This is a genomic window from Falsiroseomonas sp. E2-1-a20, from assembly GCF_051433195.1.
Taxonomy (GTDB): Bacteria; Pseudomonadota; Alphaproteobacteria; order Acetobacterales; family Acetobacteraceae; genus Falsiroseomonas.
In genome coordinates, this window is the sequence record NZ_JBHMFT010000004.1 from 130,206 (window position 1) to 153,000 (window position 22,795).

General features: G+C 72.4%; 26 protein-coding genes. 8 read left to right on the top strand and 18 right to left on the bottom strand.

The window, feature by feature from the left end:
* Positions 1 to 19: 19 nt before the first annotated feature.
* The 5 genes from ACFHPP_RS07175 to ACFHPP_RS07195 all read right to left on the bottom strand — a co-directional run bounded on the left by ACFHPP_RS07175 (position 20) and on the right by ACFHPP_RS07195 (position 5,553).
* Complete coding sequence (locus ACFHPP_RS07175; RefSeq protein ID WP_437162581.1) at positions 20 to 1,147, bottom strand: glycosyltransferase family 4 protein; 1,128 nt, start codon at positions 1,145 to 1,147, stop codon at positions 20 to 22.
* 30 nt (positions 1,148 to 1,177) lie between these two features.
* Positions 1,178 to 2,869, bottom strand: a complete 1,692-nt coding sequence (locus tag ACFHPP_RS07180) for a heparinase II/III family protein (RefSeq protein ID WP_437162582.1) — start codon at positions 2,867 to 2,869, stop codon at positions 1,178 to 1,180.
* On the bottom strand, positions 2,866 to 3,540 hold the full coding sequence (gene rpe, locus ACFHPP_RS07185; protein ID WP_437162583.1) for a ribulose-phosphate 3-epimerase: 675 nt from the start codon (positions 3,538 to 3,540) through the stop codon (positions 2,866 to 2,868). Before rpe ends, ACFHPP_RS07180 begins: the two co-directional genes overlap by 4 nt.
* 98 nt (positions 3,541 to 3,638) lie before the next feature.
* The gene (locus tag ACFHPP_RS07190) at positions 3,639 to 4,106 is read right to left on the bottom strand and encodes an Lrp/AsnC family transcriptional regulator (protein WP_430668489.1); all 468 of its coding nucleotides are present in this window, start codon (positions 4,104 to 4,106) and stop codon (positions 3,639 to 3,641) included.
* A 94-nt stretch (positions 4,107 to 4,200) separates the two neighbouring features.
* Positions 4,201 to 5,553, bottom strand: coding sequence for an RsmB/NOP family class I SAM-dependent RNA methyltransferase (locus ACFHPP_RS07195; protein ID WP_437162584.1), 1,353 nt, complete (start codon positions 5,551 to 5,553; stop codon positions 4,201 to 4,203).
* Between the two features lie 49 nt (positions 5,554 to 5,602).
* Here ACFHPP_RS07195 and ACFHPP_RS07200 point away from each other — a divergent pair, with 49 nt between their 5' ends.
* Positions 5,603 to 7,270: an ArnT family glycosyltransferase gene (locus ACFHPP_RS07200; protein WP_437162585.1), complete on the top strand. Its 1,668-nt coding sequence runs from the start codon at positions 5,603 to 5,605 to the stop codon at positions 7,268 to 7,270.
* A complete protein-coding gene (locus ACFHPP_RS07205; RefSeq protein WP_437162586.1) occupies positions 7,267 to 7,872 on the top strand; it encodes a DedA family protein in 606 nt (201 codons plus the stop codon). Before ACFHPP_RS07200 ends, ACFHPP_RS07205 begins: the two co-directional genes overlap by 4 nt.
* Here ACFHPP_RS07205 and ACFHPP_RS07210 read toward each other — a convergent pair.
* Positions 7,797 to 8,105, bottom strand: a complete 309-nt coding sequence (locus ACFHPP_RS07210) for a hypothetical protein (protein ID WP_437162587.1) — start codon at positions 8,103 to 8,105, stop codon at positions 7,797 to 7,799. The two genes, ACFHPP_RS07205 and ACFHPP_RS07210, sit on opposite strands and share 76 nt — an antisense overlap.
* A gap of 118 nt (positions 8,106 to 8,223) precedes the next feature.
* Here ACFHPP_RS07210 and ACFHPP_RS07215 point away from each other — a divergent pair, with 118 nt between their 5' ends.
* Positions 8,224 to 8,874, top strand: coding sequence for an RraA family protein (locus ACFHPP_RS07215; protein ID WP_437162588.1), 651 nt, complete (start codon positions 8,224 to 8,226; stop codon positions 8,872 to 8,874).
* Between the two features lie 60 nt (positions 8,875 to 8,934).
* Positions 8,935 to 9,882 (top strand): CatB-related O-acetyltransferase, encoded by a 948-nt coding sequence (locus ACFHPP_RS07220; RefSeq protein WP_437162589.1) that lies wholly within the window; start codon positions 8,935 to 8,937, stop codon positions 9,880 to 9,882.
* 40 nt (positions 9,883 to 9,922) lie between these two features.
* On the opposite strand, the gene ACFHPP_RS07225 is transcribed toward ACFHPP_RS07220, so the two are convergent.
* The 5 genes from ACFHPP_RS07225 to ACFHPP_RS07245 all read right to left on the bottom strand — a co-directional run bounded on the left by ACFHPP_RS07225 (position 9,923) and on the right by ACFHPP_RS07245 (position 13,722).
* Entirely contained in the window at positions 9,923 to 10,528 is a 606-nt protein-coding gene (locus tag ACFHPP_RS07225; RefSeq protein ID WP_437162590.1) for a malonic semialdehyde reductase, read from the bottom strand.
* A 105-nt stretch (positions 10,529 to 10,633) separates the two neighbouring features.
* On the bottom strand, positions 10,634 to 11,200 hold the full coding sequence (locus ACFHPP_RS07230; RefSeq protein ID WP_437162591.1) for a NifU family protein: 567 nt from the start codon (positions 11,198 to 11,200) through the stop codon (positions 10,634 to 10,636).
* Between the two features lie 197 nt (positions 11,201 to 11,397).
* Positions 11,398 to 11,892 (bottom strand): universal stress protein, encoded by a 495-nt coding sequence (locus tag ACFHPP_RS07235; RefSeq protein WP_430668480.1) that lies wholly within the window; start codon positions 11,890 to 11,892, stop codon positions 11,398 to 11,400.
* 121 nt (positions 11,893 to 12,013) lie between these two features.
* Positions 12,014 to 12,817, bottom strand: coding sequence for a TIGR02186 family protein (locus ACFHPP_RS07240; protein WP_437162592.1), 804 nt, complete (start codon positions 12,815 to 12,817; stop codon positions 12,014 to 12,016).
* On the bottom strand, positions 12,814 to 13,722 hold the full coding sequence (locus ACFHPP_RS07245; RefSeq protein WP_437162593.1) for a sulfite exporter TauE/SafE family protein: 909 nt from the start codon (positions 13,720 to 13,722) through the stop codon (positions 12,814 to 12,816). Before ACFHPP_RS07245 ends, ACFHPP_RS07240 begins: the two co-directional genes overlap by 4 nt.
* A 216-nt stretch (positions 13,723 to 13,938) precedes the next feature.
* Here ACFHPP_RS07245 and ACFHPP_RS07250 point away from each other — a divergent pair, with 216 nt between their 5' ends.
* Positions 13,939 to 15,495: a bifunctional metallophosphatase/5'-nucleotidase gene (locus ACFHPP_RS07250; RefSeq protein ID WP_437162594.1), complete on the top strand. Its 1,557-nt coding sequence runs from the start codon at positions 13,939 to 13,941 to the stop codon at positions 15,493 to 15,495.
* Positions 15,492 to 16,088 carry a DUF938 domain-containing protein gene (locus tag ACFHPP_RS07255; protein ID WP_437162595.1) on the top strand — a complete coding sequence of 199 codons (597 nt, stop codon included), beginning with the start codon at positions 15,492 to 15,494 and terminating at the stop codon, positions 16,086 to 16,088. The genes ACFHPP_RS07250 and ACFHPP_RS07255 overlap by 4 nt, the downstream gene beginning before the upstream one ends.
* Here ACFHPP_RS07255 and ACFHPP_RS07260 read toward each other — a convergent pair.
* The 6 genes from ACFHPP_RS07260 to ACFHPP_RS07285 form a co-directional block, all read right to left on the bottom strand.
* The gene (locus ACFHPP_RS07260) at positions 16,072 to 16,284 is read right to left on the bottom strand and encodes a hypothetical protein (protein WP_437162596.1); all 213 of its coding nucleotides are present in this window, start codon (positions 16,282 to 16,284) and stop codon (positions 16,072 to 16,074) included. The two genes, ACFHPP_RS07255 and ACFHPP_RS07260, sit on opposite strands and share 17 nt — an antisense overlap.
* A gap of 124 nt (positions 16,285 to 16,408) precedes the next feature.
* The gene (ptsP, locus tag ACFHPP_RS07265; protein ID WP_437162597.1) at positions 16,409 to 18,253 is read right to left on the bottom strand and encodes a phosphoenolpyruvate--protein phosphotransferase; all 1,845 of its coding nucleotides are present in this window, start codon (positions 18,251 to 18,253) and stop codon (positions 16,409 to 16,411) included.
* Between the two features lie 17 nt (positions 18,254 to 18,270).
* Positions 18,271 to 18,534 (bottom strand): HPr family phosphocarrier protein, encoded by a 264-nt coding sequence (locus tag ACFHPP_RS07270; protein WP_168049409.1) that lies wholly within the window; start codon positions 18,532 to 18,534, stop codon positions 18,271 to 18,273.
* A 104-nt stretch (positions 18,535 to 18,638) separates the two neighbouring features.
* Complete coding sequence (locus ACFHPP_RS07275; protein ID WP_437162598.1) at positions 18,639 to 19,082, bottom strand: PTS sugar transporter subunit IIA; 444 nt, start codon at positions 19,080 to 19,082, stop codon at positions 18,639 to 18,641.
* Positions 19,079 to 20,011: an RNase adapter RapZ gene (gene rapZ, locus ACFHPP_RS07280; RefSeq protein WP_437162599.1), complete on the bottom strand. Its 933-nt coding sequence runs from the start codon at positions 20,009 to 20,011 to the stop codon at positions 19,079 to 19,081. The genes ACFHPP_RS07275 and rapZ overlap by 4 nt, the downstream gene beginning before the upstream one ends.
* Positions 20,008 to 20,490, bottom strand: coding sequence for an HPr kinase/phosphorylase (locus ACFHPP_RS07285; RefSeq protein WP_437162600.1), 483 nt, complete (start codon positions 20,488 to 20,490; stop codon positions 20,008 to 20,010). Before ACFHPP_RS07285 ends, rapZ begins: the two co-directional genes overlap by 4 nt.
* 132 nt (positions 20,491 to 20,622) lie before the next feature.
* Here ACFHPP_RS07285 and ACFHPP_RS07290 point away from each other — a divergent pair, with 132 nt between their 5' ends.
* Both ACFHPP_RS07290 and ACFHPP_RS07295 read left to right on the top strand, forming a co-directional pair.
* Positions 20,623 to 21,588: a threonine/serine dehydratase gene (locus ACFHPP_RS07290; RefSeq protein ID WP_437162601.1), complete on the top strand. Its 966-nt coding sequence runs from the start codon at positions 20,623 to 20,625 to the stop codon at positions 21,586 to 21,588.
* A gap of 73 nt (positions 21,589 to 21,661) precedes the next feature.
* Positions 21,662 to 22,216 (top strand): peptidoglycan-binding domain-containing protein, encoded by a 555-nt coding sequence (locus ACFHPP_RS07295; RefSeq protein WP_437162602.1) that lies wholly within the window; start codon positions 21,662 to 21,664, stop codon positions 22,214 to 22,216.
* A gap of 2 nt (positions 22,217 to 22,218) precedes the next feature.
* Here the strand turns inward: ACFHPP_RS07295 and ACFHPP_RS07300 are convergent, their stop codons facing one another.
* Positions 22,219 to 22,791, bottom strand: coding sequence for an NADH-quinone oxidoreductase subunit B family protein (locus ACFHPP_RS07300; RefSeq protein ID WP_437162603.1), 573 nt, complete (start codon positions 22,789 to 22,791; stop codon positions 22,219 to 22,221).
* Between the last annotated feature and the right edge of the window lie 4 nt (positions 22,792 to 22,795).

The window sequence follows — 22,795 nt, forward strand, 5'->3', positions numbered from 1 at the left end:
GTGTGGAACCGTCCGGAGTTCAGGCGCCCGTGCCGCCGGCCTCCAATAGATCCAGGGTGTTGCGCAGGACCCTCGCCTCGTCGAAACGCAGCAGGCCGCGCGCCCGCCCGGCCTGGCCCATGCGCTGGCGCAGCGCCGGGTCGGTGGCCAGGCGGGACAGCGCCGTGGCCAGCGGCGCCACCGTCATGGCGGGCACCAGCAGCCCGGTCTCCTCCGGCGCCACCTGTTCGCGCGGGCCGCGGATGTCGGTGGCGACCACGGGAAGGCCGGTCAGCATCGCCTCGATGATCGACATCGGCAGGCCCTCGAAATGCGAGGGCAGGCAGAATACATCGGCCGCCGCCATCAGCACCGGCACGTCGCGGCGGTAGCCGAGCCGGACCAGGCGCCGTCCGAGCACAGCCGCGGCACGCTCGAAATGCAGCTCCATGTCCTCGCCATGGTCGCTGGCCAGCCGCTGGCCCGCGACCCACAGCACGCAGTTCGGCGGCGTCGCGGCCATGGCCGCCAGCAATTCGGGAAAACCCTTGTGGCGCACCAGGCGGGACACGGCGAGCACCACGCAATCCGCCTCCCCCGCCCCGAGTTCCGCCCGGAGCCGCGCACGGGCCACCGGATCGGGCCGAAACTTCGTGGAATCGCGGCCGTTCAGGACGGCGACGGGGTTCGGGTGGATGCCGAGCCGCCGCGCATCCTCCGCCTCCTCGGCGCTGACCGTCATGTAGGTGTCGGTGATGCGGCCGGCGGCGCGTTCCAGGCCGAGCGCGAGGCGGCCGCGCCACCAGGGGCCGGGCTGGTTGAACAGGAAGCCGTGGCAGGTATAGGCGATGCGCGGCACGCCGGCGATGCGCGCGGCGGTGCGCGCCAGCAGGCCGCTGATCGGCATGTGGGCATGCACCAGGTCCGGCTTCTCCGCCCGGATCAGCGCCACCAGCGCGGCCAGCGCGCGGGCCTGCGGCACCGGGTTCAGGCTGCGGGCCAGCGGCACGGTGGCGATCCGGAAGCCCTCGGCGCGCGGGCCTTCCAGCAGCGGGCCCTCGGCGCAGCAGCCGACCACCTCATGCCCGCGCTCGCGCAGGGCGCGCATCAGCGGCAGCAGGAAATGCACCAGCGAGAAATCGACGTTGGTGACCTCGAGGATCTTCATGGCGCGCAGGTGCTGGAGGCGGCGCCCGTCCTATTCCGGCTGGGATTCGGGCGTGGTGGGGGCCGGCACGCCGACGCGGGCGAGCGACCATTGCAGCGCGGTGGTGCCGGCCTCCGCATGCAGGGCCACCTGGTTGCTGCGCCGGGCCTCGCCGCCCAGGTAGATGCTCTCCTCGATCGCGACGCGGATGCCGGGGCCGGTGCGCAGCCGCCAGCCGACGCCGGAGGACAGCCGCAGCAGCGCCCCCTGCTCATCCTGCTGCAGGCTGGCGGTGATGGAGGGATGCAGGTGGAAGCGCAGCACGAAGGCCGGCACGTTCACCTCCCGCACCGGCTCCAGCAGATCCTCGCCGATCAGCGTGTCGCCGGAATCCGACAGGAACAGGCGGCGCCGGTGGCGGACGCCGAACTGGCGCTGCCAGCCATCCTGCGTCGCATCCAGCCACAGCTTGCCGTCCTCCTCGAACCGGTCGGTGGTGACGGCATCGACGCGGCGGCCGAGACCCTCCGGCCTGAGTTCCGAGGAATTGGTATCCGCCAGCACCAGCGTGGAATGCGCCGCGGTGGCGCGCAGCGCGTCGCGCCATTCGCCTTCCGCCGCCGGGGCGGCCCCGCAATTGACGATCAGGCGTTCGCGCCCGACCGACATCTCGAAGGACAGGGTGCCGGCATGGGCGTTGCGGTCGGCGCCGCGCGGCAGGCCGCCGGGGGTGGCATCGCGCCGGGAGGGTGCGGGGGCACCGCAATCGATCAGCACCAGCGTGCGGCTGGCGGCCAGGCGGTGGAAGCCGGTATCCGGCAGGAAGGGCGGCGGCCGGCCGCGCGACTGGCCCTGGGTCAGCACCAGGTCGATGAAGGCGGCCTGTTCGTCCCGCGTGCCGTTGAACAGCGCCAGGCCGCCATCGGCGTGGCGCAGCATGCGCAGCGCCGGCGCGGCGCGGTCCAGCGTCGCGGCGAGCAGCGGCGGTGCTTCCACCCCCGCGCCATGCAGCAGGTTGCGGATCTCGATCAGGTCCTGCAGCGCGGCGAGCTGCATGGCCGGGCTGCGTTCCACATGGCCGCCATCCGGGCGGAACTGGCGTTCCAGCTCCTGCGGCAGGAAGCGGACGCAGCGGGCGAGCCAGGTTTCCTCGCCCAGGGCCACGGCGCCGGCCATGCCGCCCTTCAGCGCCACCAGCGCGCCGCGATGCGCGGCCTCCGCCGGCAGGCCGGCGACCACGCCGCGCGCATCCTGGGCGAGGCGCTGCATGAGTTGCTTGCGGAACTCGTCCTCCGCCGTCGCCGCCAGGAAGTCCCAGTGGCCAAGCCAGGCGGAGATGCGCGCACCGGCCACCTCCGGCGCCTCCGCCAGCGGGTCGTGGCTGCCGAAGGCGAGCCAATCGGCCGCCAGTATCCGCCCCCGCATCCGCGCGGCATCGGTGCCCAGCGCCCGCAGGTCGCGCAGCCAGGCGAAGCCATGCGCGGCGGCGTGCCAGGCGCTGGCCGTGGTCGCGCCGGAATTGGCGGCGATCCAGTCGGTGCTGCGCGGCTGGCCCTCATCCTCCTGCGGCCGCAGCGGGCGGGTCGTGCCGAAGGCCTCGAATTCGCCGCGCAGCAGCCGCGCCCCGCGCGCCGCATCGCCCGGCCACAGGTCGCGGAAGGATCGCGCCGGGCCGTCCGGCACCTTGATCGGCTTGAGGTTGGCGATGATGCGGCGCGCGCCGCGCAGGACCCCCCCGATCATGCGGCCTGTTCCCTGTTCATGGCCCTGAGCCCGGCGATGGCCGCGGTGTAGTCCGCGGTGCCGAACACCGCGGTGCCGGCGACCAGCACATCCGCCCCGGCGGCCAGGCAATCCGGCGCAGTCGCGGCGGTGACGCCGCCATCGACCTCGAGGGCGATGTCACGCCCGCTGGCCGCGATCATGGCCCGCAGCGTTGCGATGCGCGCCAACTGCGACCGGATGAAGGACTGCCCGCCGAAGCCGGGGTTCACCGACATCACCAGCACCAGGTCGCACAGGTCCAGCACCGGCGCCACGGCTTCGAGCGGCGTGCCGGGGTTCAGCACCACGCCGGCCTGCTTGCCGAGGCCGCGGATGGTCTGCAGCGACCGGTGCAGATGCGGCCCGGCCTCCGGGTGCAGGCTGATCAGGTCCGCGCCGGCCTCGGCGAAGGCGGCCAGGTAGGGATCGGCCGGGGCGATCATCAAATGGACGTCGAAGAACATCCCGGACCGCTTGCGGAGCGACTTCACCAGCCCCGGGCCGAAGGAGATGTTGGGCACGAAATGCCCATCCATGATGTCGAGGTGGAGCCAGTCGGCCCCGGCGGCCTCGATGGCGGCGACTTCCTCGCCCAGCCGGGTGAAGTCGGCGGCGAGCAGCGACGGGGCGATGCGGGGGGATCTGGACATGTCCCTGCGGTTCTAGCCGCCGCCGGAGCGGGGGGAAACCGCCCGTGGCGGCTGGAACCGCATTCCGAACGGGTCCGGCCCGATCACAATGCCATGGATCACAGGGGCAGGGCCGTGGTGCTTTTCACCCGTTCCATGGCGAAGCGCCCGGTCACCTTGCGCAGCGCGGGCACGGCGGCGACGAAGCGGCGGTAGAAGGAATCGTAGCCCGCCATGTCCGGCACCACCACGCGCAGCAGGTAGTCCACGTCGCCGCCGAGCCGCCAGCACTCGACGATCTCCGGCAGGCTGTCCACCGCGGCGGCGAAGCGGGCGATCCACTCCGCGGAGTGGTCGCCGGTCTCGACCGCGACGAAGACCGAGATCGGCAGCCCGACCTTGGCCGGGTCCACCAGCGCGACGCGCCCGGTGATGACCCCTGTCTCCTCCATCCGCCGGATGCGCTTCCAGCAGGGGGTGGGGGTGAGGCCGACCTCCTGCGCGATCTCGGCGAGGGAGCGGGAGGAATCCTGCATGATGAGGCGCAGGATCTCGCGGTCGATTCGGTCCAGTTCGGCAGCAGCCATTTTCGTCCAACACCCGGATTTCAGGTGTTGGTAGCACGGATTTCTCCGGAACCAATCAGGCGCCCAGTTCAGGCGCCCGGTTCAGGCGCCGGGTTCAGGCACGCCGGAAGCGTGCCGCGAAGAAGCCGTCCAGGCCGCCATGCTCGGCCCACATGTCGGGCCGCGTGTGCAGCGTGCCGCCGCGGATCAGCGCGGTGCGCAGGCCGGGCAGCTCGGTGGGTGCGAAGGGGTCGGCCACCAGGCCGAAGCGCTCGGCGCGGGCCAGATGCGCCTCGCCTTCCTCCGGCTGCAGGGAACAGGTGGCATAGACCAGCCGCCCGCCCGGCCGCAGCAGCCGCGCCGCCTGCGCCAGCAGCCGGGCCTGCGCCTCCACCAGGGCGGGCAGGTCCTTGGGGCGCTTCAGATGCGGGATGTCGGGGTGGCGGCGGATGATGCCGGTGGCGGAACAGGGCGCATCGAGCAGGATGGCGTCGAAGCCACCGGCTTCGCCAGCAAGGCGATTGGCTTCGTCGGGCATCCAGGTGGCGGCGTCGGCCTCCACCACCTCCACCTCGAAGTGCAACCGCGCGAGGTTTTCCCGCAGCCGCACCGCCCGCTTCGGGTCGCGCTCCACCGCGGTCACGCGCGCGCCGGCGGCGGCGAGCTGCGCCGTCTTGCCGCCGGGCGCGGCGCACAGGTCGGCCACGCGCTCGCCGGGCTGCACCGCCAGCAGCCGCGCGGGCAGGGCGGCTGCGGCGTCCTGCACCCAGAAATGGCCCGCCGCCAGGCCGGGCAGGTCCGTCACCCGGGTGCCCTCCGGCAGCCGCCAGCTTCCGGTCGGCAGTTGCACCGCGCCCTCCGGCGGCGGCGCGCCGGGTGCGAGGGTCAGGTCCAGCGCGGCGGGGAACTGGTGCGCGCGGGCGATGGCGCGCACTGCCGGGCCGTAGGCGGCGTGCCAGGCGGACCACAGCCAGGGCGGCGTATCCAGCCTTTCGGATTCCAGCGCGGCGAAGGCGGCCGGGCCTTCCGTCGCCACCTTGCGCAGCACGGCATTCACCAACCCGGCGAAGGGCCGCGGCACCACGGAGACGGTGGCGGCGACGGCGGCATGCGCCGGCGTGTTCAGCAGCAGCAATTCGGCCGCGCCCATGCGCAGGGCGGCGCGCACCACCGGCGGCGGCTCGCGCCGCAGGAACGGCTCCAGCACCGCATCCAGGCTGCCGGTGCGGCGCAGCACGGCGGCGGCCAGGCGGTGCGCGGCGGCGCGGTCGCGGGGCTCCACGGCGGCCGGAAGCTGGTCCAGCGCCTCCTCCAGCGGGCGGCGCCGCTCGAACACCGCGGCCAGCAGGTCCAGCGCGGCGCTGCGCGTGCCCGGGGGCGGGGCGGCTCGGGCGGCGCGGGAATTGGGCGGCTTCGCCGTCACGCGCCGGGTCGCGGCGGGGCGGTCGGGGTCATTTTCAGGGGGCATGTCGCGCGGTTTATGGCCCCCCGAACCGCGCCATGCTAGGGGCGCCGCCATGCAGGCGCTCCGCGAGTTTCTCGATCGGCTGCCGGAGACGCGGCGGCCGCTTCCCTGGCTCGCGCTGCTGTGCCTGCTGTTCTGGCTGCCCGGTTTCTTCACGCTGCCCGCCGGCGACCGCGACGAAAGCCGTTTCGCCCAGGCCAGCCGCCAGATGGTGGAGACCGGCGACTACGTCCGCATCCGCCTGGGCGAGGTCGAGCGCAACAAGAAGCCCGCCGGCATCCACTGGGCCCAGGCCGCCGCCGTCCACACGGTGGAGGCGCTGCGCGTCGGCACCCGCGCCGACATATGGGCCTACCGGCTTCCGTCGCTGATGGGCGCCATGCTGGCGGTGCTGGCCACCGCCTATTTCGGCCGGGCGCTGGTCGGCAGGCGCGCCGCCTTCCTCGGCGCGGCCCTGCTCGCCGGCTGCTTCGTCCTCGGCGTCGAGACGCATATTGCCAAGACCGATGCGGCGCTGCTGGGCACCATCGTCGTGGCGATGGGGCTGATGGGCCGCGCCTATGTCGCACCCAGCGGCTTCGGCGCCCGGCACGCGGCGGCGTTCTGGCTGGTGCTGGGCGCCTCGGTGCTGCTGAAGGGGCCGATCGGGCCGCTGGTGCCGCTGCTGGCCGGCATCACCCTGGCGATCGCGGACCGCAACGCGCCCTGGCTGCGGCTGCTGCGCCCGGCCTGGGGCGTGCCGCTGATGCTGCTGGCCGCCGCCCCCTGGTTCGTCGCCGTCACCATCGCCACCGAGGGCCGCTTCATCGCGGAGGCGCTGGGCGGCGACATGCTCGGCAAGGTCGGCGGCGCCGATGAGAACCACTGGGGCCCGCCCGGCTACTACCTGCTGAGCTTCGGCATCGCCGCCTTCCCCGCCGCCTTCCTGGTGCTGCGCGCGGCGCCCGGCGTGTGGTCCGACCGGCTGCGCCCGGCGACGCGCTTCCTGCTCGCCTGGGCGGTGCCGGTCTGGCTGATGTTCGAGGCGGTGACCACCAAGCTGCCGCACTACGCCCTGCCCGCCTACCCGGCGCTGATGCTGCTGGCCGCCGCCTGGGCGCTGGACCCGCTGCGGCGCGCGCCGCCGCGTTGGCTGGCAGGCCTTGCCACCTTCGGGGCCATCGCCACGGCGGTGGGCCTGGCGATTGCCTGCGCCGTGCTGCCGGTGCTGGCGGACCGGGAGGTTTCGCTGGTGGCCCTGCTCGGCATCCCCGCCGCCGCGCTGTTCGCCTGGGGCCTGCTGCGCATGTTGCGGGAGGGTGCGCCGGCGCGTGCCGCGCTGCTCGCCGTGCTGCTGGCGGTGCCGTTGCAGGCGGTGGCGCTGGGCGGCGTGCTGCCGCGGCTGACGGCGCCCTGGCTTTCGCCACGCATCGCGGAGGCGGTGCGGCAGGCGGCACCGGCGCTGCCGGCGGCCCAGTTCGGGATCGCGGGCTACCACGAACCCTCCCTGCTGTTCGCGATGGGGGGCGATATCGCCCTGCTCGCCAACGGGGCCGCCGCGGCCGAATTCCTGGCCGGCGAACCCGGACGGCTGGTCGCCGTCGCGGATCGGCAGGAGGGCGCCTTCCGCGCCGAAGCCGCCGCGCGCAACGTGCCGGTGCAGGAGCGTGGGCTGGTCACCGGCTTCAACTATTCCCGCGGCCGCCAGGTCGCCATCATGCTGTACGGGGTTGCCGAATGATCGAATGGGTCACGGGCGTGGTCGCCGCCGGCGGCTGGCCGGGCGTGCTGGCGCTGATGTTCCTGGAGAATTTGTTCCCGCCGATCCCGTCGGAGGTGATCATGCCGCTGGCCGGCTTCGCCGCGGCGCGCGGACAGATGTCCCTGGTCGCCGCGCTGATCGCCGGCGTGGTCGGCACGCTGCTCGGCAACGTATTCTGGTACGAATTGTCGCGCATGATCGGCGCCGACCGCATCCGGCCCCTGGTCGGCCGCTACGGCCGCTGGTTCGCGGTGGGTGAGGATGATCTGCGCAAGGCCGAGGCGACGCTGGCGAAATACGGCCCGGTCGCGCTGTCCTTCGGCCGGCTGCTGCCGGGCATCCGCACCGTGATCTCGATCCCGGCCGGGCTGATCCACATTCCGCGCCCGGTCTTCTACCTTTATACGGCGCTCGGCAGCACCGTCTGGATCACCTTCCTGGCCCTTGCCGGCTACTACATGGAAGACCAGTACGACCGGATCGAGGGCTGGCTGGAGCCGCTGGCCTACGTCGTCGTCGGCGGCTTCATCGCCACATATGCGTGGCACATCTGGTCCACCCGGGTGCGCCGGCGCGGCTGAGGCGGCGGCGCCTCCGAGCCCAGTTGCAGCGCGATGCCGAACTGCACGGCGCCACAGGTCAGGCCGAGGAACAGCCAGAGCAGCGCCAGCGGCACGGGGTGGCTGGCATCGCGCAGCAGCAGGCCGCCCACCCCGCCGGGGTCGGCCATCCACAGTACGGTCACCGCCACCGTGGCGATGCCGAAGCCGGCCAGCAGGTTGCGGGCCAGGATCCAAAGCGGGTTCGGCGACATGGCCGGAACTCCTTCTGCCCAGCCCCAGGAACGCCCGGTGCAAATCCGGGGTTCCCCCCGGCTGTCCCCGCGCCGCGTCGCGTGCTGATCTTTGGTCCCCTGGCGGAGGAACCCCGAGATGATCGACCCGGCCCTGCTGGCGCGGCTGAACGCGCCGCTGCTGTCGGACAGCCTGGACGCCTGCGGCGCCCGCCACCAGGCGCTGCCGCCGCGCATCCGGCCGCTGGACGAAGACCTGGTCATGGTCGGCCGCGCCCGCACCGGCCAGTACATGGAGGTCGCGGAGGTCCTGCCCGGCCACAATCCCTATGCGCTGGAGATGCAACTGGTCGATGACCTGCAACCCGGGGAGGTGGTGGTGCTGGCGGTCGGCGGGTCGCTGCGCATCGCGCCCTGGGGCGGGTTGCTGACCACCGCCGCCAAGGCACGCGGCGCCGCGGGTTGCCTGACCGATGGCTATGTCCGCGACGTGCGGCAGGTCCGCGCCCGGCAGTTCCCGGTGTTCCACGCCGGCATCGGCCCGCTGGACAGCCAGGGCCGCGGCGAGATCCGCGCCATCGACGTGCCCTGCACCGTGGCCGGCGCGCTGGTGGCGCCGGGCGACCTGGTGTTCGGCGACATCGACGGCGTCGTCGTCATCCCTCGCGCGCTGGAGGACGCCGTGCTGGCCGCCGCCGCCGAGAAACTGTCCCGCGAGGACAGCACGATGGCGGAGCTGGAGCGCGGCGCGAAGCTGGCCGAGGTGTTCGCCCGGTTCGGCGTGCTGTGATCCGGACGCTGCCGGTTAGTGCATTTTCAAGTCAGGCGGATATGCCTGACGACTCGGAAAATGCGCCAAACCGCCCGAGCGACCGGCGCGGCCGGATCTGCGAAGGGCGCCGGCCCGCCGATCGAACCCGGTCCCATCGGTCTGCAGACCGTCAGGAAGCACTGGGCGCGTAGAGGAGAGCGGATGTCATTGGTTTCGGAGGACAAATCCAGGGCGTTCATCAAGGTCACGCCGGCATTCCATGATTTCCTGGAAAGCAGGGACATCTTCCAGGACCGGACGGGGGCGAACAAGGCGAAATACACCGGGCCCTATGTCACGCGATGGAAGATCGGCACGATCGTGACGATCAACAAGGCGGCGGTGGTCGAGCGCTATACGACGATCGGAGCCGGCAAGGAGATCTACCACCTGGGCTCCTTCGGCTCCGTCATGTCCGCCTTCCCGTTCAACACCAAGATCGGCCGGTATTGCTCGATTGCCGGGGGCGGAAGGATGGTGGGCTTCCGCCATCCGGTGGAAGCCGTCTCGACCTCCTCCGCGGTCTTCAACCGGCACCGGGAATTCGTGGCGTCCTATCTGGAGGATGCCGAGGCCAGGGATGGTCAGGCGCCCGTCTTCAACCAGGTGCCGACGCCGCAGCCGCAGAGGCGCGAGATCATCATCGGCCATGACGTCTGGATCGGGTCGGACGTCATGATCTCGGGGGGTGTCTCGATCGGAGACGGGGCGATCGTCGCGTCGGGGTCGGTGGTCACGAAGAATGTGCCGGCCTATGCAATCTTCGGCGGCACACCCGCCAGGCTGATCCGGTTCAGGTTCAGCGAGGACCTGTGCAGGTCCCTGTCCGCGACCCGATGGTGGGACTACGAGCTTGCGGACCTGCATCGACTGCCGTTGCAGGATCCCGCACGGTTCGTCGAGGAATTCGACAAGGCGAAGGCAAGCCTTCGGCGCTACCTGCCTTCAACCACCCCACTGTGGGACGAAATCCGGGCCATCCTGTGAGAGTGCAGGACCGGTGCGCCGCAAGCCGCCGGTCCCCTCGCTATTCCAGCCGCGCCGCCTCGTCGAAGCTCAGCCGCGGGCTGCGCGGGAACAGGCCGGTGGGGTCGCCATAGCCGAGATTGACCAGGAAGTTGGACTTCCAGGTGGTGCCGGCGAAGAACAGGTTGTCGAGCTTCGCATTGTCGAAGCCGCTCATCGGTCCGGCATCGAGGCCGGCGGCGCGCGCGGCCAGGATCAGGTAGGCGCCCTGCAGGGTGCCGTTGCGGAAGGCGGTGGTCTCCGCCAGCGCCGGATTGCCGGCGAACCAGGACCGCGCATCGGCGTGCGGGAACAGGAAGGGCAGCTTGTCGTAGAAGGCCGTGTCGTGCGCCACGATGGCGATGACGGGCGCCGTCATCGTCTTCTCGACATTGCCCGGCGACAGCGCCTGCTTCACCCGCGCCTTGCCCTCATCCGTGCGCACGAAGACGAAGCGGGCCGGGGAGGAATTGGCCGAGGTCGGCGCGAACTTCAGGAGGTCGTAGACCTCCTCCAGCTTGCTGTCCGGCACCGGCCGGTCCTGCCACTTGTTCTGCGTCCGCGCCGTGCGGAACAGGGTGTCGAGCGCCGTGTCGCTTAAGGTCGTTGCGTCCAATGTATCAGTCATGTGCCGAAGGCTCCTTCGCTGGAAGCCGGCATATGAGGCCGCGGCGCCGCAGGCCAATACGGCGGCGAGATGATGATCATCATCCCCGCCGCCGATGGGGGCGGGTCAGGCTTCCACCTGCTCCACCCGGACCACTTCCGGTACGTAGTGGCGCAGCATGGTCTCGACGCCATGCTTGAGCGTGGCGCGGGAGGAGGGGCAGCCGGCGCAGGCGCCCTGCATGTGCAGCCGGACGACGCCTTCGCGGAAGCCGCGGAAGACGATGTCGCCGCCATCGGCCGCCACCGCCGGGCGCACCCGCGTGTCCAGCAATTCCTTGATCTGGTCGACGATTTCGCCGTGCTCCGGGTCGAAATCCTCGGCCTCCGCCTCGGCGTCGGCGCCTTCCATCACCGGCAGGCCGGCCAGGTAGTGCTCCATCACCGCGCCCAGCACGCGCGGGCGCAGCATCTGCCATTCGGCCTCGTCCGTCTTGGTGACGGTGACGAAATCCTGGCCGAGGAAGACGCGGGCGACATCACCCACGCCGAAGATGCGGGCGGCCAGCGGGCTGCGGCCGGTGGCGTCCTCGGCGGTGGTGAAATCCGCGGTGCCGCGGGCGGCCATGACGTCCCGGCCGGGCAGGAACTTCAGCGTGGCCGGATTCGGGGTGGCTTCCGTCTCGATGAACATGTTCTTCGCTTCCGCAGTGCTGGCGATACCCGACCTATGTGGTCCGTTTTAGGGCCTGCTGCAACCGGCAGGGCCGCCGCCCGAAGGCGTGGTTCAGGCGGCCCGCCGCTACGGCGGGCCGAGGCGCCGGATGGCGCCCGCGGCCTGTTCCGCGAGGCGAGCGTGCCGCGCGCGCGCCCGCCGCCCGAGGGTCTGGATCAGGTTACTCTCTCAAGCTCCGCGTCGCTGATGCCGCCGGGCACGATGGTCATCGGCACCGGCAGCTTGTTGGCATACCGCCCGGTCAGCGCCTGGATCAGCGGGCCGGGGCCGGACCCGCCGGTGGAACTGGCCAGCACCAGGATGGAAATCCGCGGATCCTCCGCCAGCAGCGCCAGAAGCTCGTCGCGCGCATCGCCCTCCCGGATCAGCAGCATGGGCAGCCCGCCGGTGATCTCGTTCACCTCCGCCGCCAGGCCGGACAGCAGGCGCTCGGCCTCCTCCCGCCGTTCCTCGGACAGCATGGCGCCGACGCCGGCCCATTCCACCTGGCCGGCCGGCTCGATCACCCGCAGCAGCGCCACCCTTCCGCCGGATTTGCGCACGCGCAGCGCCGCGTAGCGCAGCGCCAGGGTGCGCTCCGGGCTGTCATCCACCACGACCAGGAAGACCCGGTCCCGCCGCGCCTGCGCGGCCTCGGCCGTCTCGCCCATGTCCAAATCCCCCGGAATCCAGAGCGTGATCGCCGAAGGCTGGAACGGCCGGAGGCGTGAATCACGCGAACAAACAATGGGCCAGACCATGATCCGCGCTTCTGTCAGCGCGGATCATGGTCTAGCTGCGGCGAAACACCACGCTGCCGAACCAGCCGGCCAGCCCCGCCAGGATGATGCAGGCGATGCCATACAGCACCGGCTGGCCGCGCGCGATGTCCGCGATCCAGGCGGCGCTGCCGGTGCGCACCACGTCCAGCCGCAATTCCTGGCGCGCCACCACGCGGCGGTCGCGCACCAGCATCACCTGCACCAGGTAGGCGCCGTGCACCACGGTGGCCGGCAGCGGCAGCCGGGCATGGAACAGCCGGCCGCCGGAAACCTCGATCGGGCGGTCGCGGTCCACCCACAGGCCGGCGTCCTGCTGCAATTCCGCCAGCGCGGCGCGGAAGGCGGGGCCCTGCGCGCCGAGCTGCACCAGGGGAAGCTGGTCCAGCGCCAGGCGCAGGTCGCCGCGCTCCACCCGGTCCAGAAGCTGGGTCAGCGGGCGGGTGGAGGCCAGCGCCCAGTAGCTCGGCACCCGGTTGAAGCGGGCCGCGGCCCCGTTCACCCAGAAGCCCAGCACATTGACCTTCTGGCGCACCATCATCGAGGTCTCGGGCCCGGTGACCAGCACCAGCACCTCGTCGCCCTGCGGGCCGATCAGGCGCTCGGTCGCGCCGAAGACCAGGATCTCGGCACCGGAAAAGGCGGTGGTCACCTCGATCCGGCGCAGCGACAGGTCGGCGGCGAGGGAGGGCGGGGCGACCGGCACCACAACAGGCGGGGGCAGCGGTGGTGGCGGTGTCTGGGCCATCGCCGGTCCCCAGGCAATCAGGGCGAGCAGCAGGGCGAGGCAGACCGGCAGGCGCCTCGCCCTGTTCATGGCACCGGCCCGATGACGAACAGCGCATCCGGCACCCGCAGCAGGTCCCACAGCAGGGACAGCGCGACGGCCAGCACCAGCGCGCCGAGCAGCGCGCGCATCTCCTCCCCCCGCAGCTTGGTGCCCATGGCGGCGCCGAACTGGGCCCCCGAAACGCCGCCGGCCAGCAGCAGCAGGGTCAGCACGATATCGACGCTGCCGACCTGGATGGCCTGCAGGAAGGTGACGTTGGCGGTGACGAAGACCACCTGGAACAGCGACGTGCCGATGACGACCGCCGTCGGCATCCCGAGCAGGTAGATCATCGCCGGCACCAGCATGAAGCCGCCGCCGACGCCCATGATGGCGGACAGCACGCCGATCCCGAAGCCGATGCCGAGCGGCGGAATGACCGAGATGTACAGCCGCGACTTGCGGAACCGCATCTTGAACGGCAGCCCGTGCATCCAGAGGTGCTCATGCAGCCGGGCCGGGCGGGCGCGCTTGCGGCGCAGGATGGCGCCGAGGCTTTCGCGCACCATCAGCGCGCCGACGCTGCCCAGCACCACGACGTAGAAGATCGCCACCGCCAGGTCGACCTGGCCGGCGCGGCGCAGCCAGGCGAACAACTGCACGCCGGCCAGCGAGCCGAAGAAGCCGCCGATGATGAGCACGGTGCCCATCCGGAAATCCACGTTGCCGCGCCGCCACTGCGCGATCAGGCCGGAGACCGAGGCGCCGAGCGTCTGGTTGGCCCCCGAGCCGACCGCGACCGGCGCGGGAATGCCGATGAGGATCAGCAGCGGCGTCAGCAGGAAGCCGCCGCCGACGCCGAACAGCCCGGACAGCCAGCCCACGCCGAAGCCGATGCCCAGCAGCAGCAGGGCATCCACCGACATCTCGGCAATCGGCAGATAGACCTGCATTCCGCGTCCGGCACTCGATCTTGCGGGAAGTTCATCCCGTATCGACCCCCGTGACCGGCGCCGCAAGGCGGGCCGGGCGTGGTTTGCACTTCGTTTCGGTCAGATCATCGTGGGCGTGGCCGCGGGGACATGGATTTTGCGGGTGCCTCGCGAAGATCATGTGACGCAGGCGGTGCGATCCGCTATCCGGGCCGCCGTCCCGCGGGAGCCCAAGCCATGACCCTGCACCGCCGCCAGCTTCTGGCCTCCCTGCCGCTCGCGCTTCCGGCGCTGCGCCCGGCCCGGGCAGACGCGGCAAAGCATGTGGCGATCCTGCACCTGAACGATTTCCACAGCCGGCACGAGGGCGCCCAGGCCGGCGGCGCGTCCTGCCGTGCCGGCGCGCCCTGCGCCGGCGGCGCCGCGCGGCTGGTCGCCAGCTTCCGTGCCGCGCGGGCCGCCGCGGTGGCGGAGGGGCGGGCGGTGCTGGCGCTGGATGCCGGGGACCAGTTCCTCGGCAGCCTGTTCTACACGATGCATCGCGGGCTGGCCGAGGCCGCGGTACAGCGCCAATGGGGCGTGCATGCCATGGCGCCCGGCAACCACGACTTCAACGGCGGGCCCGAAACCCTGGCGCGCTACCTGCGGGCGCTGGGCGCGCCGCTGCTGGCCGCCAACATGGATATCTCGGCCGAACCGGCGCTGGCCGGGCTGGTGGCGCCGTCCGCCGTGTTCCTGGTGGGTGGCGCCCGCATCGGCGTCATCGGCCTGACCCTGCAAGGCATCCCGCAGATCTCCTCCCCCGGCCCCAACCTGCGTTTCACCGCGCCGGAGGACGCCGCGGCGCGGGAGGTGGCGCGCATCCGCGCCGGCGGCCCCGCCACCATCCTGGTGCTGTCGCATCACGGGCTGGAGGCTGATCGTGCGCTGGCGGCGGCCGTGCCGGGCCTCGACGTGATCGTCGGCGGCCATTCGCACAGCCTGCTGCAAGGCCCGCTGGTGGTGGACGGCGCCGACCGCCCGGTGCGCATCGTGCAGGCCGGCGCGCTCGGCCGCTGGCGCGGGCGGCTGGACCTGGACCTGGCGCCCGATGGGCGGGTGGCGGCGGCGCGGGGCGAGGCGGCGGAGGTCACCGCCGAGCTGCCGGAGGACCCCGCCACCGCCCGGCTGGTGGCGGAATTCGCCGCGCCGCTCGGGGAGGTGCGCGGCCGGCTGGTGGCGCAATCGGCCGGCGGGCTCGAGAACACCACCTGCCGGCTCGGCGAATGCGGCGTCGGCAACCTGCTGGCGGATGCGCTGCTGGCCGCGGTGCCGGGCGCCGATGTGGCGCTGACCAATGCCGGCGGCATCCGCACCGGGCTGCCATCCGGCACCATCACACTCGGCGACGTGCTGACCACCCTGCCCTTCGGCAACACGGTGGCGACGGTGCGGCTGCGCGGCGCGCATCTGCTGGCGGCGCTGGAGAACGGCGTATCCAGCCCCGGCAGCGGCCGCTTTCCGCAGGTGGCGGGTCTTGTCTTCACCTGGGATGCCGCAGCGCCCGCCGGCCAGCGCATCGCCCAGGCCCGCATCACCACCGGGCGCCGCGCCGGCCCGGTCCAGGCGGAGGCCGACTACCTGCTGGTGACCAACGACTTCCTGCGCCGCGGCGGCGACGGCTACGCGATGCTGCGCGACCATGCGCTGGAAGCCTATGATTCCGGCCCGCCGATGGAGGATGCCTTCGCCGCGCATCTGGCCGCGCTCGGCCAGGTGGCGCCGCGGCTGGAAGGCCGGATCGCCCCCCGATGACAGATGACCTGCGCCGCATCGCCCCCGCCGCCGCGCGCAACCGCGAGCCCATCCTGGCCGCGCTGCGCCACCTTCTGCCCGCCGCCGGCCTGGTGCTGGAAGTGGCCAGCGGCACCGGGGAACACTGCGCGCATTTCGCCCAGAACCTGCCCGGCCTGGTGTTCCAGCCGAGCGACCCGGACGCCGAATCCCGCGCCAGCATCGATGCCTGGTGCGCCGGCATCCGGAATATCCGCCCGGCCCTGGCGCTGGATGCGGTCGCCGCGGACTGGCCGCTGGACCGCGCCGAGGCCGTGCTCTGCATCAACATGATCCACATCGCCCCGTGGTCGGCGACGCCCGGCCTGCTGCGCGGCGCCGCCCGGCTGCTGCCACCAGGCGCGCCGCTGGCGCTGTACGGCCCCTACCGCCGCGAAGGGGTGACGACGGCGCCGAGCAACGAGGAGTTCGACGCCAGCCTGCGCGCCCGCAACCCGGCATGGGGCCTGCGCCGGCTGGAGGATGTGGCCGCGGCCGCCGCGGCCGAAAGGTTCGGGGCGCCGGAGATCCTGGAGATGCCCGCGAACAACCTGCTGGTCACGTTTCGGCGGTAGGCCCCGGCGCGGTTTCCCGAAGATCCGTCGGCCGGCCACGCTCCGCCACCGCGTCGCCGTCCGGGTCCGCCGGCCGCTCGGCCCACAGGTCCCCGCCCGCGTTGCGTCCGGTGGATGGGTTGTCGGCGCTGGCCGTCAAGGGCGCCAGCCAGGCGGCGAACAGGCCGGTGACGGCGGCGCGGCGGATGGTGCCCACGGGTGCTGTCTCCCTGCCTGTCCTGCGTTATCCGGACACTATGGCGTGTCGCTGCGGCGGCACGACAGCGGCAAGGTTGCGGCAGCGTTCACTGTGGCGCGAGAATCTTATCCGAGGCGCAACCTCAGCCGCGTTCGGTCACGCCGCTGGCGAAGCCATCCACCAGTTCACGGATGCGGGACGGGTCGGATTGCTCCATGACCCGGCGGGCGAATCGCGCGCAATCGCCGATATCCAGGCTGCGGACCGCCTGCTTCACCCGCGGCAGCGCGCTCGCGTTCATCGACAGGCTGCGGATGCCGAGGCCCAGCAGCAGCGGCACCAGCCGCGGATTGCCGCCCATCTCGCCGCAGACGGAGACCGGCATGCGCAGCCGCAGCGCGGCTTCCGTGGCGAACTGCATCAGGCGCAGCACGGCGGGGTGCAGCGGGTCGTACAGGTGGCTGACCTCGGCGTCGCTGCGGTCCACCGCCAGCGTGTACATCGCCAGGTCATTGGTGCCAATGGCGAAGAAATCCGCCTCCAGCGCGATGGCATCCGCGGCCAGGGCGGCGCCCGGGGTTTCCACCATGGCGCCCAGGTCCGGCAGCTTGTCCGGCAGCCTTTCGCCGCGCCGCCGCAGCCGCCGTGCCACACGTTCATAGATTTCGCGCGCCGCCTTCACCTCGGACGGGATGGTGACCATCGGCAGCAGCACGCGCACCACGCCGTCCGGCGCGCCGCCGGCCACCCGCAGGATGGCGGCGAACTGCGCCTCCAGCAGTTCCGGCCGCTTCAGCAGCATGCGGATGCCGCGCAGGCCGAGCGCCGGGTTGGGGCTGGAATGCGGCTCGATGCCGGCGGCCAGCGCCTCCATGTCCTTCTCGCCGCCCCAGTCGAGCACCCGGATGGTGACCGGGTCGCCGCCCATCGCCGCGACGATCGGCGCATAGGCCGCCACCTGGGCGTCCTCGTCCGGCAGGTCCTCGCGGTTCATGAACAGGAATTCGGTGCGCAGCAGGCCGATGCCCTGGGCGCCGGCCTGGGCGATCAGCGGCAGCTCCGCCGGGATCTCCATGTTCGCGAGCAACTCCACCGCCTCGCCATCCGTGGTCACCGCCGGCAGCCGGCGCAGCTTGGCCAGCCGCGTGCGTTCGCGGGCGTAGCCGGCGACCTGGTCCTTCGCCGCGGCCAGGGTGGCGGCGGTCGGGTGCAGCGCGATGGTGCCCGCCGCGCCATCCAGCACCGCCTGGTCGCCACGCCGCGCGGCTTCCGTCAGCCCATGCGCGCCGAGCACCGCCGGGATGCCCAGCGCCCGCAGCATGATGGCGGTGTGGCCATCGGCGCCGCCTTCCTCCGTCGCCACGCCCGCGATCCGGGCTGGGTCGAGCAGCGCGGCATCGGCGGGGGTGACTTCCTCCGCCACCAGGATGGCGCCTTCCGGCACGTCCTTGAAGCTGCGGAAGGGGTTCTGGGTCAGGTTGCGGGTCAGCCGTCGCGCGATTTCACGGACTTCCCCGGCGCGGCGGCGCAGCCCGGCCTTGTCGTCGTCCCGGGCGCCGAGGATCACTTCCGCGATCGCATCCGCCTCATCCGCCACGGCGGTCTCGGCGGCGAGCAGTTCGTGCTCGATGCGCTTGCGGGCGCCGCGGATCAGGCGACTGTCGCCCAGCATCATGGCGTAGGCGTCGAGCAGCGGCTCGAGTTCCTCCTGCGCCTCCTCCGGCAGCACGCCGAGGCGCATCTTCAGCTTGGCGACCTGCTTCCGCGATGCCGCCACGGCCGCGGCCAGGCGCTGCTTCTCCGAGTCGATGGCGGCTTCCAGGATGGCCCGGCGCGGCGCCTCGGCCGGTGGCTCGCTGGTATCGAAGACGGCGCCGATGGCAATGCCCTGGGAGACCGGGATGCCCTTGATCACCACTTCCCTGCCGCGGCGCGCGGCTTTCCGCGCCGCCTCGGGGCCCTTGGCGTCCGGCTTCTCAGCCTTCATGCGGAACCCCTGCTCCGCTAATCCTCATGAAAGCCGGCTTCCATCAGGCCGGTGATGGCCTCCAGCGCTTCCTTGGCGTCCCAACCCTCGGCTTCCACCACCACTTCGCTGCCCTGGCCGGCGCCCAGCATCATCAGCCCCATGATGGAGCAGGCCGGCACCGACTGCCCGTGGCGGGAGACGTTGACGCAGGCGGAGAAGCGTTCCGCCACCGTCACCAGCTTGGCGGCCGCGCGCGCGTGCAGCCCGCGGCTGTTCACGATTTTCACCGTCTTGCGCATCGCCAGGCCGCCGGACGGGTCGCAGCCGCAGGGCCCCTCGGCCTCCAGCGCGCCGACCGGCGCGGGGGCGGCCTTGGATTCCCCGGCTTCGTCGGGCCATTCGTTCATGTGGCGTCTCCGTTCCCGGCATCATGCCCATTCGGCGGCTTCTGGCCATCCGGCATGTCGCCCGCACTGGCAATGTATTTTCGGCCGGCGGCGGTCGCGTGGGCGACCGCCTCCGGCAGCGGCTCGGAGCCGCGGATCTTGGCCAGCTTGACCAGCAACGGCAGGTTGACGCCGGCGATCACTTCCACGGTGCGGTGGTCACACAGCTGGAAGGCCAGGTTGGACGGCGTGCCGCCCAGGATGTCGGTCAGCACCACCACCCCATCGCCCTGGTCGACGCGGGCGATGCAGTGGCGGATATCCTCCCGCCGCGCCTCCAGCTTGTCCTCGGGGTAGATGCACACGGTGGCGACCGCGCCTTGCGGCCCGACCACGTGTTCCATGGCAAGCCGCAATTCCTCGGCGAGGCGGCCGTGGGTGACGAGCACGAGACCTATCATGATGAGTGTGCCAGGGCCTCCCGCCCCGCAGATGCCCCCCCTGGTGCCGGGGGGCTGGGCATATCGCGGTGGATCAAGTCCACCCGCCAGCCTGAGTATGCGAGATGGGAAGCCAGGCGTTCGGCGACAAGGACCGAACGATGCCGCCCACCGGTGCAGCCGATGGCGACGGTGAGATACTTCTTCCCCTCTGCGGCGTAGCGGGGCAACAGCAGCTCGATCAACCCGGTCATGCGATCCCAGAATGGGGCGTAGGTGGGATCGGCCTCGACAAAATCGGCGATCAGCGCATCGCGCCCGGTCATCGGCCGCAGCACCGGGTCGTAGTGCGGGTTGCGCAGGAAGCGCACGTCCCAGACCATGTCGGCCTCCCGCGGCAGGCCCTTGGGGAAGCCGAAGGAGACGATGCCGATGGCAAGCCCGGTGGCGTTTTCGGGTCGGAAGCGGCGTTCGATCTGCCGGCGCAACTCGGGCAGCGGCATCTCGGATGTGTCCACCACCAGGTCCGCCGCCTCCCGCAGCGGGGCCAGCAGCGCGGCTTCCCGCGCGATGCCCTCCGTCACGCGGCTGCCGAGCTGGCCGCCGGGGGCCAGGGGGTGGCGGCGGCGGGTCTCGGAAAAGCGGCGCAGCAGCACCGGCTCCTCCGCCGTGGCGAAGATGAGGTTGGCGGCGATGCCGGGCGATTCACGAAGCCGGGCGACGGCGCGCAGCAACTCCGCGGCATCGAAGCCGCGCGACCGCGCATCGACGCCGATCGCCAGCGGCGCGCTGCCATCCGCCACCAGTTCCGGCAGGATCTGCAAGGGCGGATTGTCCACCGTCTCGAACCCCAGATCCTCCAGCGTCCGCAGGATGGAGGCCTTGCCGGCGCCGGACAGGCCGGTGACCAGCAGCACCGGGCGGCGCGTTTCGGGGCTGGCGGCGTTCAAGCGGGGGATGCCCCGTTGGGGGTGGATTCGGGCTGCAACGCCCCGGCCGGGCTGCGGGCATGGCCGCAGGCGGCGGCGAGGGCATAGCCGATCTTGTCCGGGGCGGAGGCCTCCAGCCCGCGCAGCGCCACCAGTGGCAGGGACAGGCCGAGCGCCTCGAACCGCGCCGGCTCCGGCATCCGGGGCTGCGCCGCCCCCGGCGGCAGCAACTGCACGGCGAGTCGCAGCGGGACGGATGCCAGGGTGGGGATGCCTTCGAACAGGCCGAGGCCGCGGATTTCCAGCAATCCGCGCAGCGCCTCCGGCGCCCCGGCATGCAGCGCTTCGCCGGACGCCGTCAGCTCCACCTGGTCGTCGGCGACCAGCGTCCAGCCGCGGCCCAGCAGCCGCAGGACGAGATCGGACTTCCCGCTGCCCGAAGGCCCCAGGATCAGAACACCCTCCTCATCCTGGGCCACGCAGGACCCGTGCAGAGACATGACAGATTGGTAACCTCAATCGTGTCGGCGGACCATGGCAGAAAGGTGGCGGGGGTTAAAGGGGCCACCCGCGCCTCCGCCCGGACCCTTGGGCCGGTTGCCAGGAGGCGGGGTGCCTGCCAGCTTCGGCGCATGATTGCGCCGACTCATTCCGATATCCAAGCGGCTTCCGCCCGCATCGCCCCGCATATTCGCCGTACGCCGCTGCTGCGCATGGCCGGCGCCGACCTCGGCCTCGGCATCCCGCTGATCCTGAAGCTGGAGCTGTTGCAGGCCACCGGGTCCTTCAAGCCGCGCGGCGCCTTCAACCGCATGCTGTCGGTGCCGGTGCCGGCGGCGGGCGTGGTCACGGCCTCCGGCGGCAACCACGGCGCCGCCGTCGCCTATGCCGCGCAGGCGCTGGGCCACATGGCGGAGGTGTTCTGCCCGGTGGCGACACCCTCGGCCAAGACCGACCGCATCGAGGCCTCCGGTGCCATCCTGCACCGCATCGGCGCCGCCTATGACGAGGCGCGCATCGCCAGCGAGGCGCATGCCGCCCGCACCGGTGCGCTGCTGGTGCATGCCTATGACCAGCCGGAGATCCTGGCCGGCCAGGGCACCGTCGGCCTGGAGCTGTGGCAGGACGCGCCGGAGGCGACGCATGTCCTCGTGGCGACCGGCGGCGGCGGCCTGATCGGCGGCATCGCGGCCTGGTACGCCCGCCGCGGAGCGGCCGGAAATCCGGATCGGGGGGTGGAGGTGATCAGCGTGGAGCCCGAGGGCTGCCCGGCGCTGCACGACGCGATGGCCGCCGGCCACCCGCTGCCCGCCCCGGTCGGTGGCCTGGCGGCGGACAGCCTGGGCGCGCGCCAGGTCGGCGCGCTGGGCTTCGCGGTGGCGCGGCGGCATGTGGCGCGGGCGGTACTGGTGCCGGATGCGGCCATCCTCGACGCGCAGCGCCGGCTGTGGTCCGCGCTGCGCCTGGTGGCGGAACCCGGCGGCGCCGCGGCGCTGGCGGCTCTGACCAGCGGCGCCTTCGTGCCGCCGCCCGGGGCGCGGGTGGCGGTGGTGGTCTGCGGGTCCAACACCGATCCGGCGAAGGTCGCTTCGGCCTAGGCTGCCTCGGGCCGATGCAACCAAACACCGTGTCGCGCGGTTCTTCCGGCACAAGATCGTAAGGAGGCGCGAAATGAAGCGTTCAGCCATGCTGTTCGGGCTGCTGCTCGGGGGGCCGCTGCTGCTGTCTCCATTGTCGGCCTCGGCCCAGGCGCCGCCGCCGCTGACCTACGCCCAGCCCCTGGGACCGGAGGCGGTGAACCGGGTGCAGGACCGGCTGCGGCAGGCCGGCGCCTATTCCGGCCGCGTCGATGGCATCTGGGGGCCGGACAGCCAGACCGCGCTGGAGCGCTACCAGCAGCGCAACGGCCTGCAGGTGACCGGCCAGCTCAACCAGGCGACGGCCACAGTGCTGGGCCTCAACCCGGCCGAGCTGGTCGGCGGCGCGCCCGCCCCGGCGGCCCCGGCCGAGACGCTCAGCGAGGCGGTGGTGCGCAACGTGCAGGGCCGGCTGCGCTCGCTCGGCTTCTACCGAGGCGGGGTGGACGGTATCTGGGGGCCGACCACGCAGGCGGCGATCGAGCAGTTCCAGCAGGGCCGTGGGCTGCAACCCAACGGCCAGCTGACCCCGGCGACGGCCGGCGCCATGGGCCTCGACCCGAACAACCTGGCCGCGCCGGCACGCTGAACTTAACCCGGCGGCGGCAGGTCCGGCAGGACCCGCGGCGCCGGGGCGCGCACCGGCGGGTCCTGCGCCTGCAGCAACGCCAGCAGGCCCTCCAGCAACTGGGATGGCGTGGGCGGGCAGCCGGGGATGAGCAGGTCCACCGGCAGCACGGGTGCGACGCCGCCTTCCACCGCGTAGCTGCCCTTGAAGACGCCGCCATCGACGGCGCAGTCGCCGGCGGCGATCACCCAGCAGGGCTCCGCGGCGCAGGCCCGCGTGCGCTCCAGCGCCTCCCGCATGTTGCGCGTCACCGGGCCGGTGACCAGCAGCACATCGGCATGGCGCGGCGAGGCGACGAAGCGCAGGCCGAGCCGTTCCAGGTCGTAGAGCACGCCGGACATGGCGTTGATCTCCAGCTCGCAGCCATTGCACGACCCGGCATCGACCTGGCGGATCGACAGGCTGCGGCCGAGCCGGGCGCGGGAGGTCGCCTCCAGCTTCGCCGCCAGGGCCTGCACCACCTCCTCCGGCGGGGCCTGCACCGGTTCGGTGAGGGGGCGGGAGAGCAGGCGCTTCGCCAGCTTCGGCCACAGCATGCGG

Excerpts from the sequence above, each read along its gene's own strand:
- ACFHPP_RS07240 (WP_437162592.1), bottom strand. The coding sequence starts at position 12,817 with ATGAACAGGGCGAGGCGCCTGCCGGTCTGCCTCGCCCTGCTGCTCGCC.
- ACFHPP_RS07295 (WP_437162602.1), top strand. The coding sequence starts at position 21,662 with ATGAAGCGTTCAGCCATGCTGTTCGGGCTGCTGCTCGGGGGGCCGCTG.
- ACFHPP_RS07220 (WP_437162589.1), top strand. The coding sequence starts at position 8,935 with ATGCGCCAAACCGCCCGAGCGACCGGCGCGGCCGGATCTGCGAAGGGC.
- ACFHPP_RS07250 (WP_437162594.1), top strand. The coding sequence starts at position 13,939 with ATGACCCTGCACCGCCGCCAGCTTCTGGCCTCCCTGCCGCTCGCGCTT.
- ACFHPP_RS07270 (WP_168049409.1), bottom strand. The coding sequence starts at position 18,534 with ATGCGCAAGACGGTGAAAATCGTGAACAGCCGCGGGCTGCACGCGCGC.
- ACFHPP_RS07285 (WP_437162600.1), bottom strand. The coding sequence starts at position 20,490 with ATGTCTCTGCACGGGTCCTGCGTGGCCCAGGATGAGGAGGGTGTTCTG.
- rpe (WP_437162583.1), bottom strand. The coding sequence starts at position 3,540 with ATGTCCAGATCCCCCCGCATCGCCCCGTCGCTGCTCGCCGCCGACTTC.
- ACFHPP_RS07255 (WP_437162595.1), top strand. The coding sequence starts at position 15,492 with ATGACAGATGACCTGCGCCGCATCGCCCCCGCCGCCGCGCGCAACCGC.
- ACFHPP_RS07175 (WP_437162581.1), bottom strand. The coding sequence starts at position 1,147 with ATGAAGATCCTCGAGGTCACCAACGTCGATTTCTCGCTGGTGCATTTC.
- ACFHPP_RS07235 (WP_430668480.1), bottom strand. The coding sequence starts at position 11,892 with ATGGGCGAGACGGCCGAGGCCGCGCAGGCGCGGCGGGACCGGGTCTTC.
- ACFHPP_RS07180 (WP_437162582.1), bottom strand. The coding sequence starts at position 2,869 with ATGATCGGGGGGGTCCTGCGCGGCGCGCGCCGCATCATCGCCAACCTC.
- ACFHPP_RS07200 (WP_437162585.1), top strand. The coding sequence starts at position 5,603 with ATGCAGGCGCTCCGCGAGTTTCTCGATCGGCTGCCGGAGACGCGGCGG.
- ACFHPP_RS07215 (WP_437162588.1), top strand. The coding sequence starts at position 8,224 with ATGATCGACCCGGCCCTGCTGGCGCGGCTGAACGCGCCGCTGCTGTCG.
- ptsP (WP_437162597.1), bottom strand. The coding sequence starts at position 18,253 with ATGAAGGCTGAGAAGCCGGACGCCAAGGGCCCCGAGGCGGCGCGGAAA.
- ACFHPP_RS07245 (WP_437162593.1), bottom strand. The coding sequence starts at position 13,722 with ATGCAGGTCTATCTGCCGATTGCCGAGATGTCGGTGGATGCCCTGCTG.
- ACFHPP_RS07225 (WP_437162590.1), bottom strand. The coding sequence starts at position 10,528 with ATGACTGATACATTGGACGCAACGACCTTAAGCGACACGGCGCTCGAC.
- ACFHPP_RS07275 (WP_437162598.1), bottom strand. The coding sequence starts at position 19,082 with ATGATAGGTCTCGTGCTCGTCACCCACGGCCGCCTCGCCGAGGAATTG.
- ACFHPP_RS07230 (WP_437162591.1), bottom strand. The coding sequence starts at position 11,200 with ATGTTCATCGAGACGGAAGCCACCCCGAATCCGGCCACGCTGAAGTTC.
- ACFHPP_RS07195 (WP_437162584.1), bottom strand. The coding sequence starts at position 5,553 with ATGCCCCCTGAAAATGACCCCGACCGCCCCGCCGCGACCCGGCGCGTG.
- ACFHPP_RS07210 (WP_437162587.1), bottom strand. The coding sequence starts at position 8,105 with ATGTCGCCGAACCCGCTTTGGATCCTGGCCCGCAACCTGCTGGCCGGC.
- ACFHPP_RS07300 (WP_437162603.1), bottom strand. The coding sequence starts at position 22,791 with ATGCTGTGGCCGAAGCTGGCGAAGCGCCTGCTCTCCCGCCCCCTCACC.
- ACFHPP_RS07290 (WP_437162601.1), top strand. The coding sequence starts at position 20,623 with ATGATTGCGCCGACTCATTCCGATATCCAAGCGGCTTCCGCCCGCATC.
- ACFHPP_RS07205 (WP_437162586.1), top strand. The coding sequence starts at position 7,267 with ATGATCGAATGGGTCACGGGCGTGGTCGCCGCCGGCGGCTGGCCGGGC.
- ACFHPP_RS07190 (WP_430668489.1), bottom strand. The coding sequence starts at position 4,106 with ATGGCTGCTGCCGAACTGGACCGAATCGACCGCGAGATCCTGCGCCTC.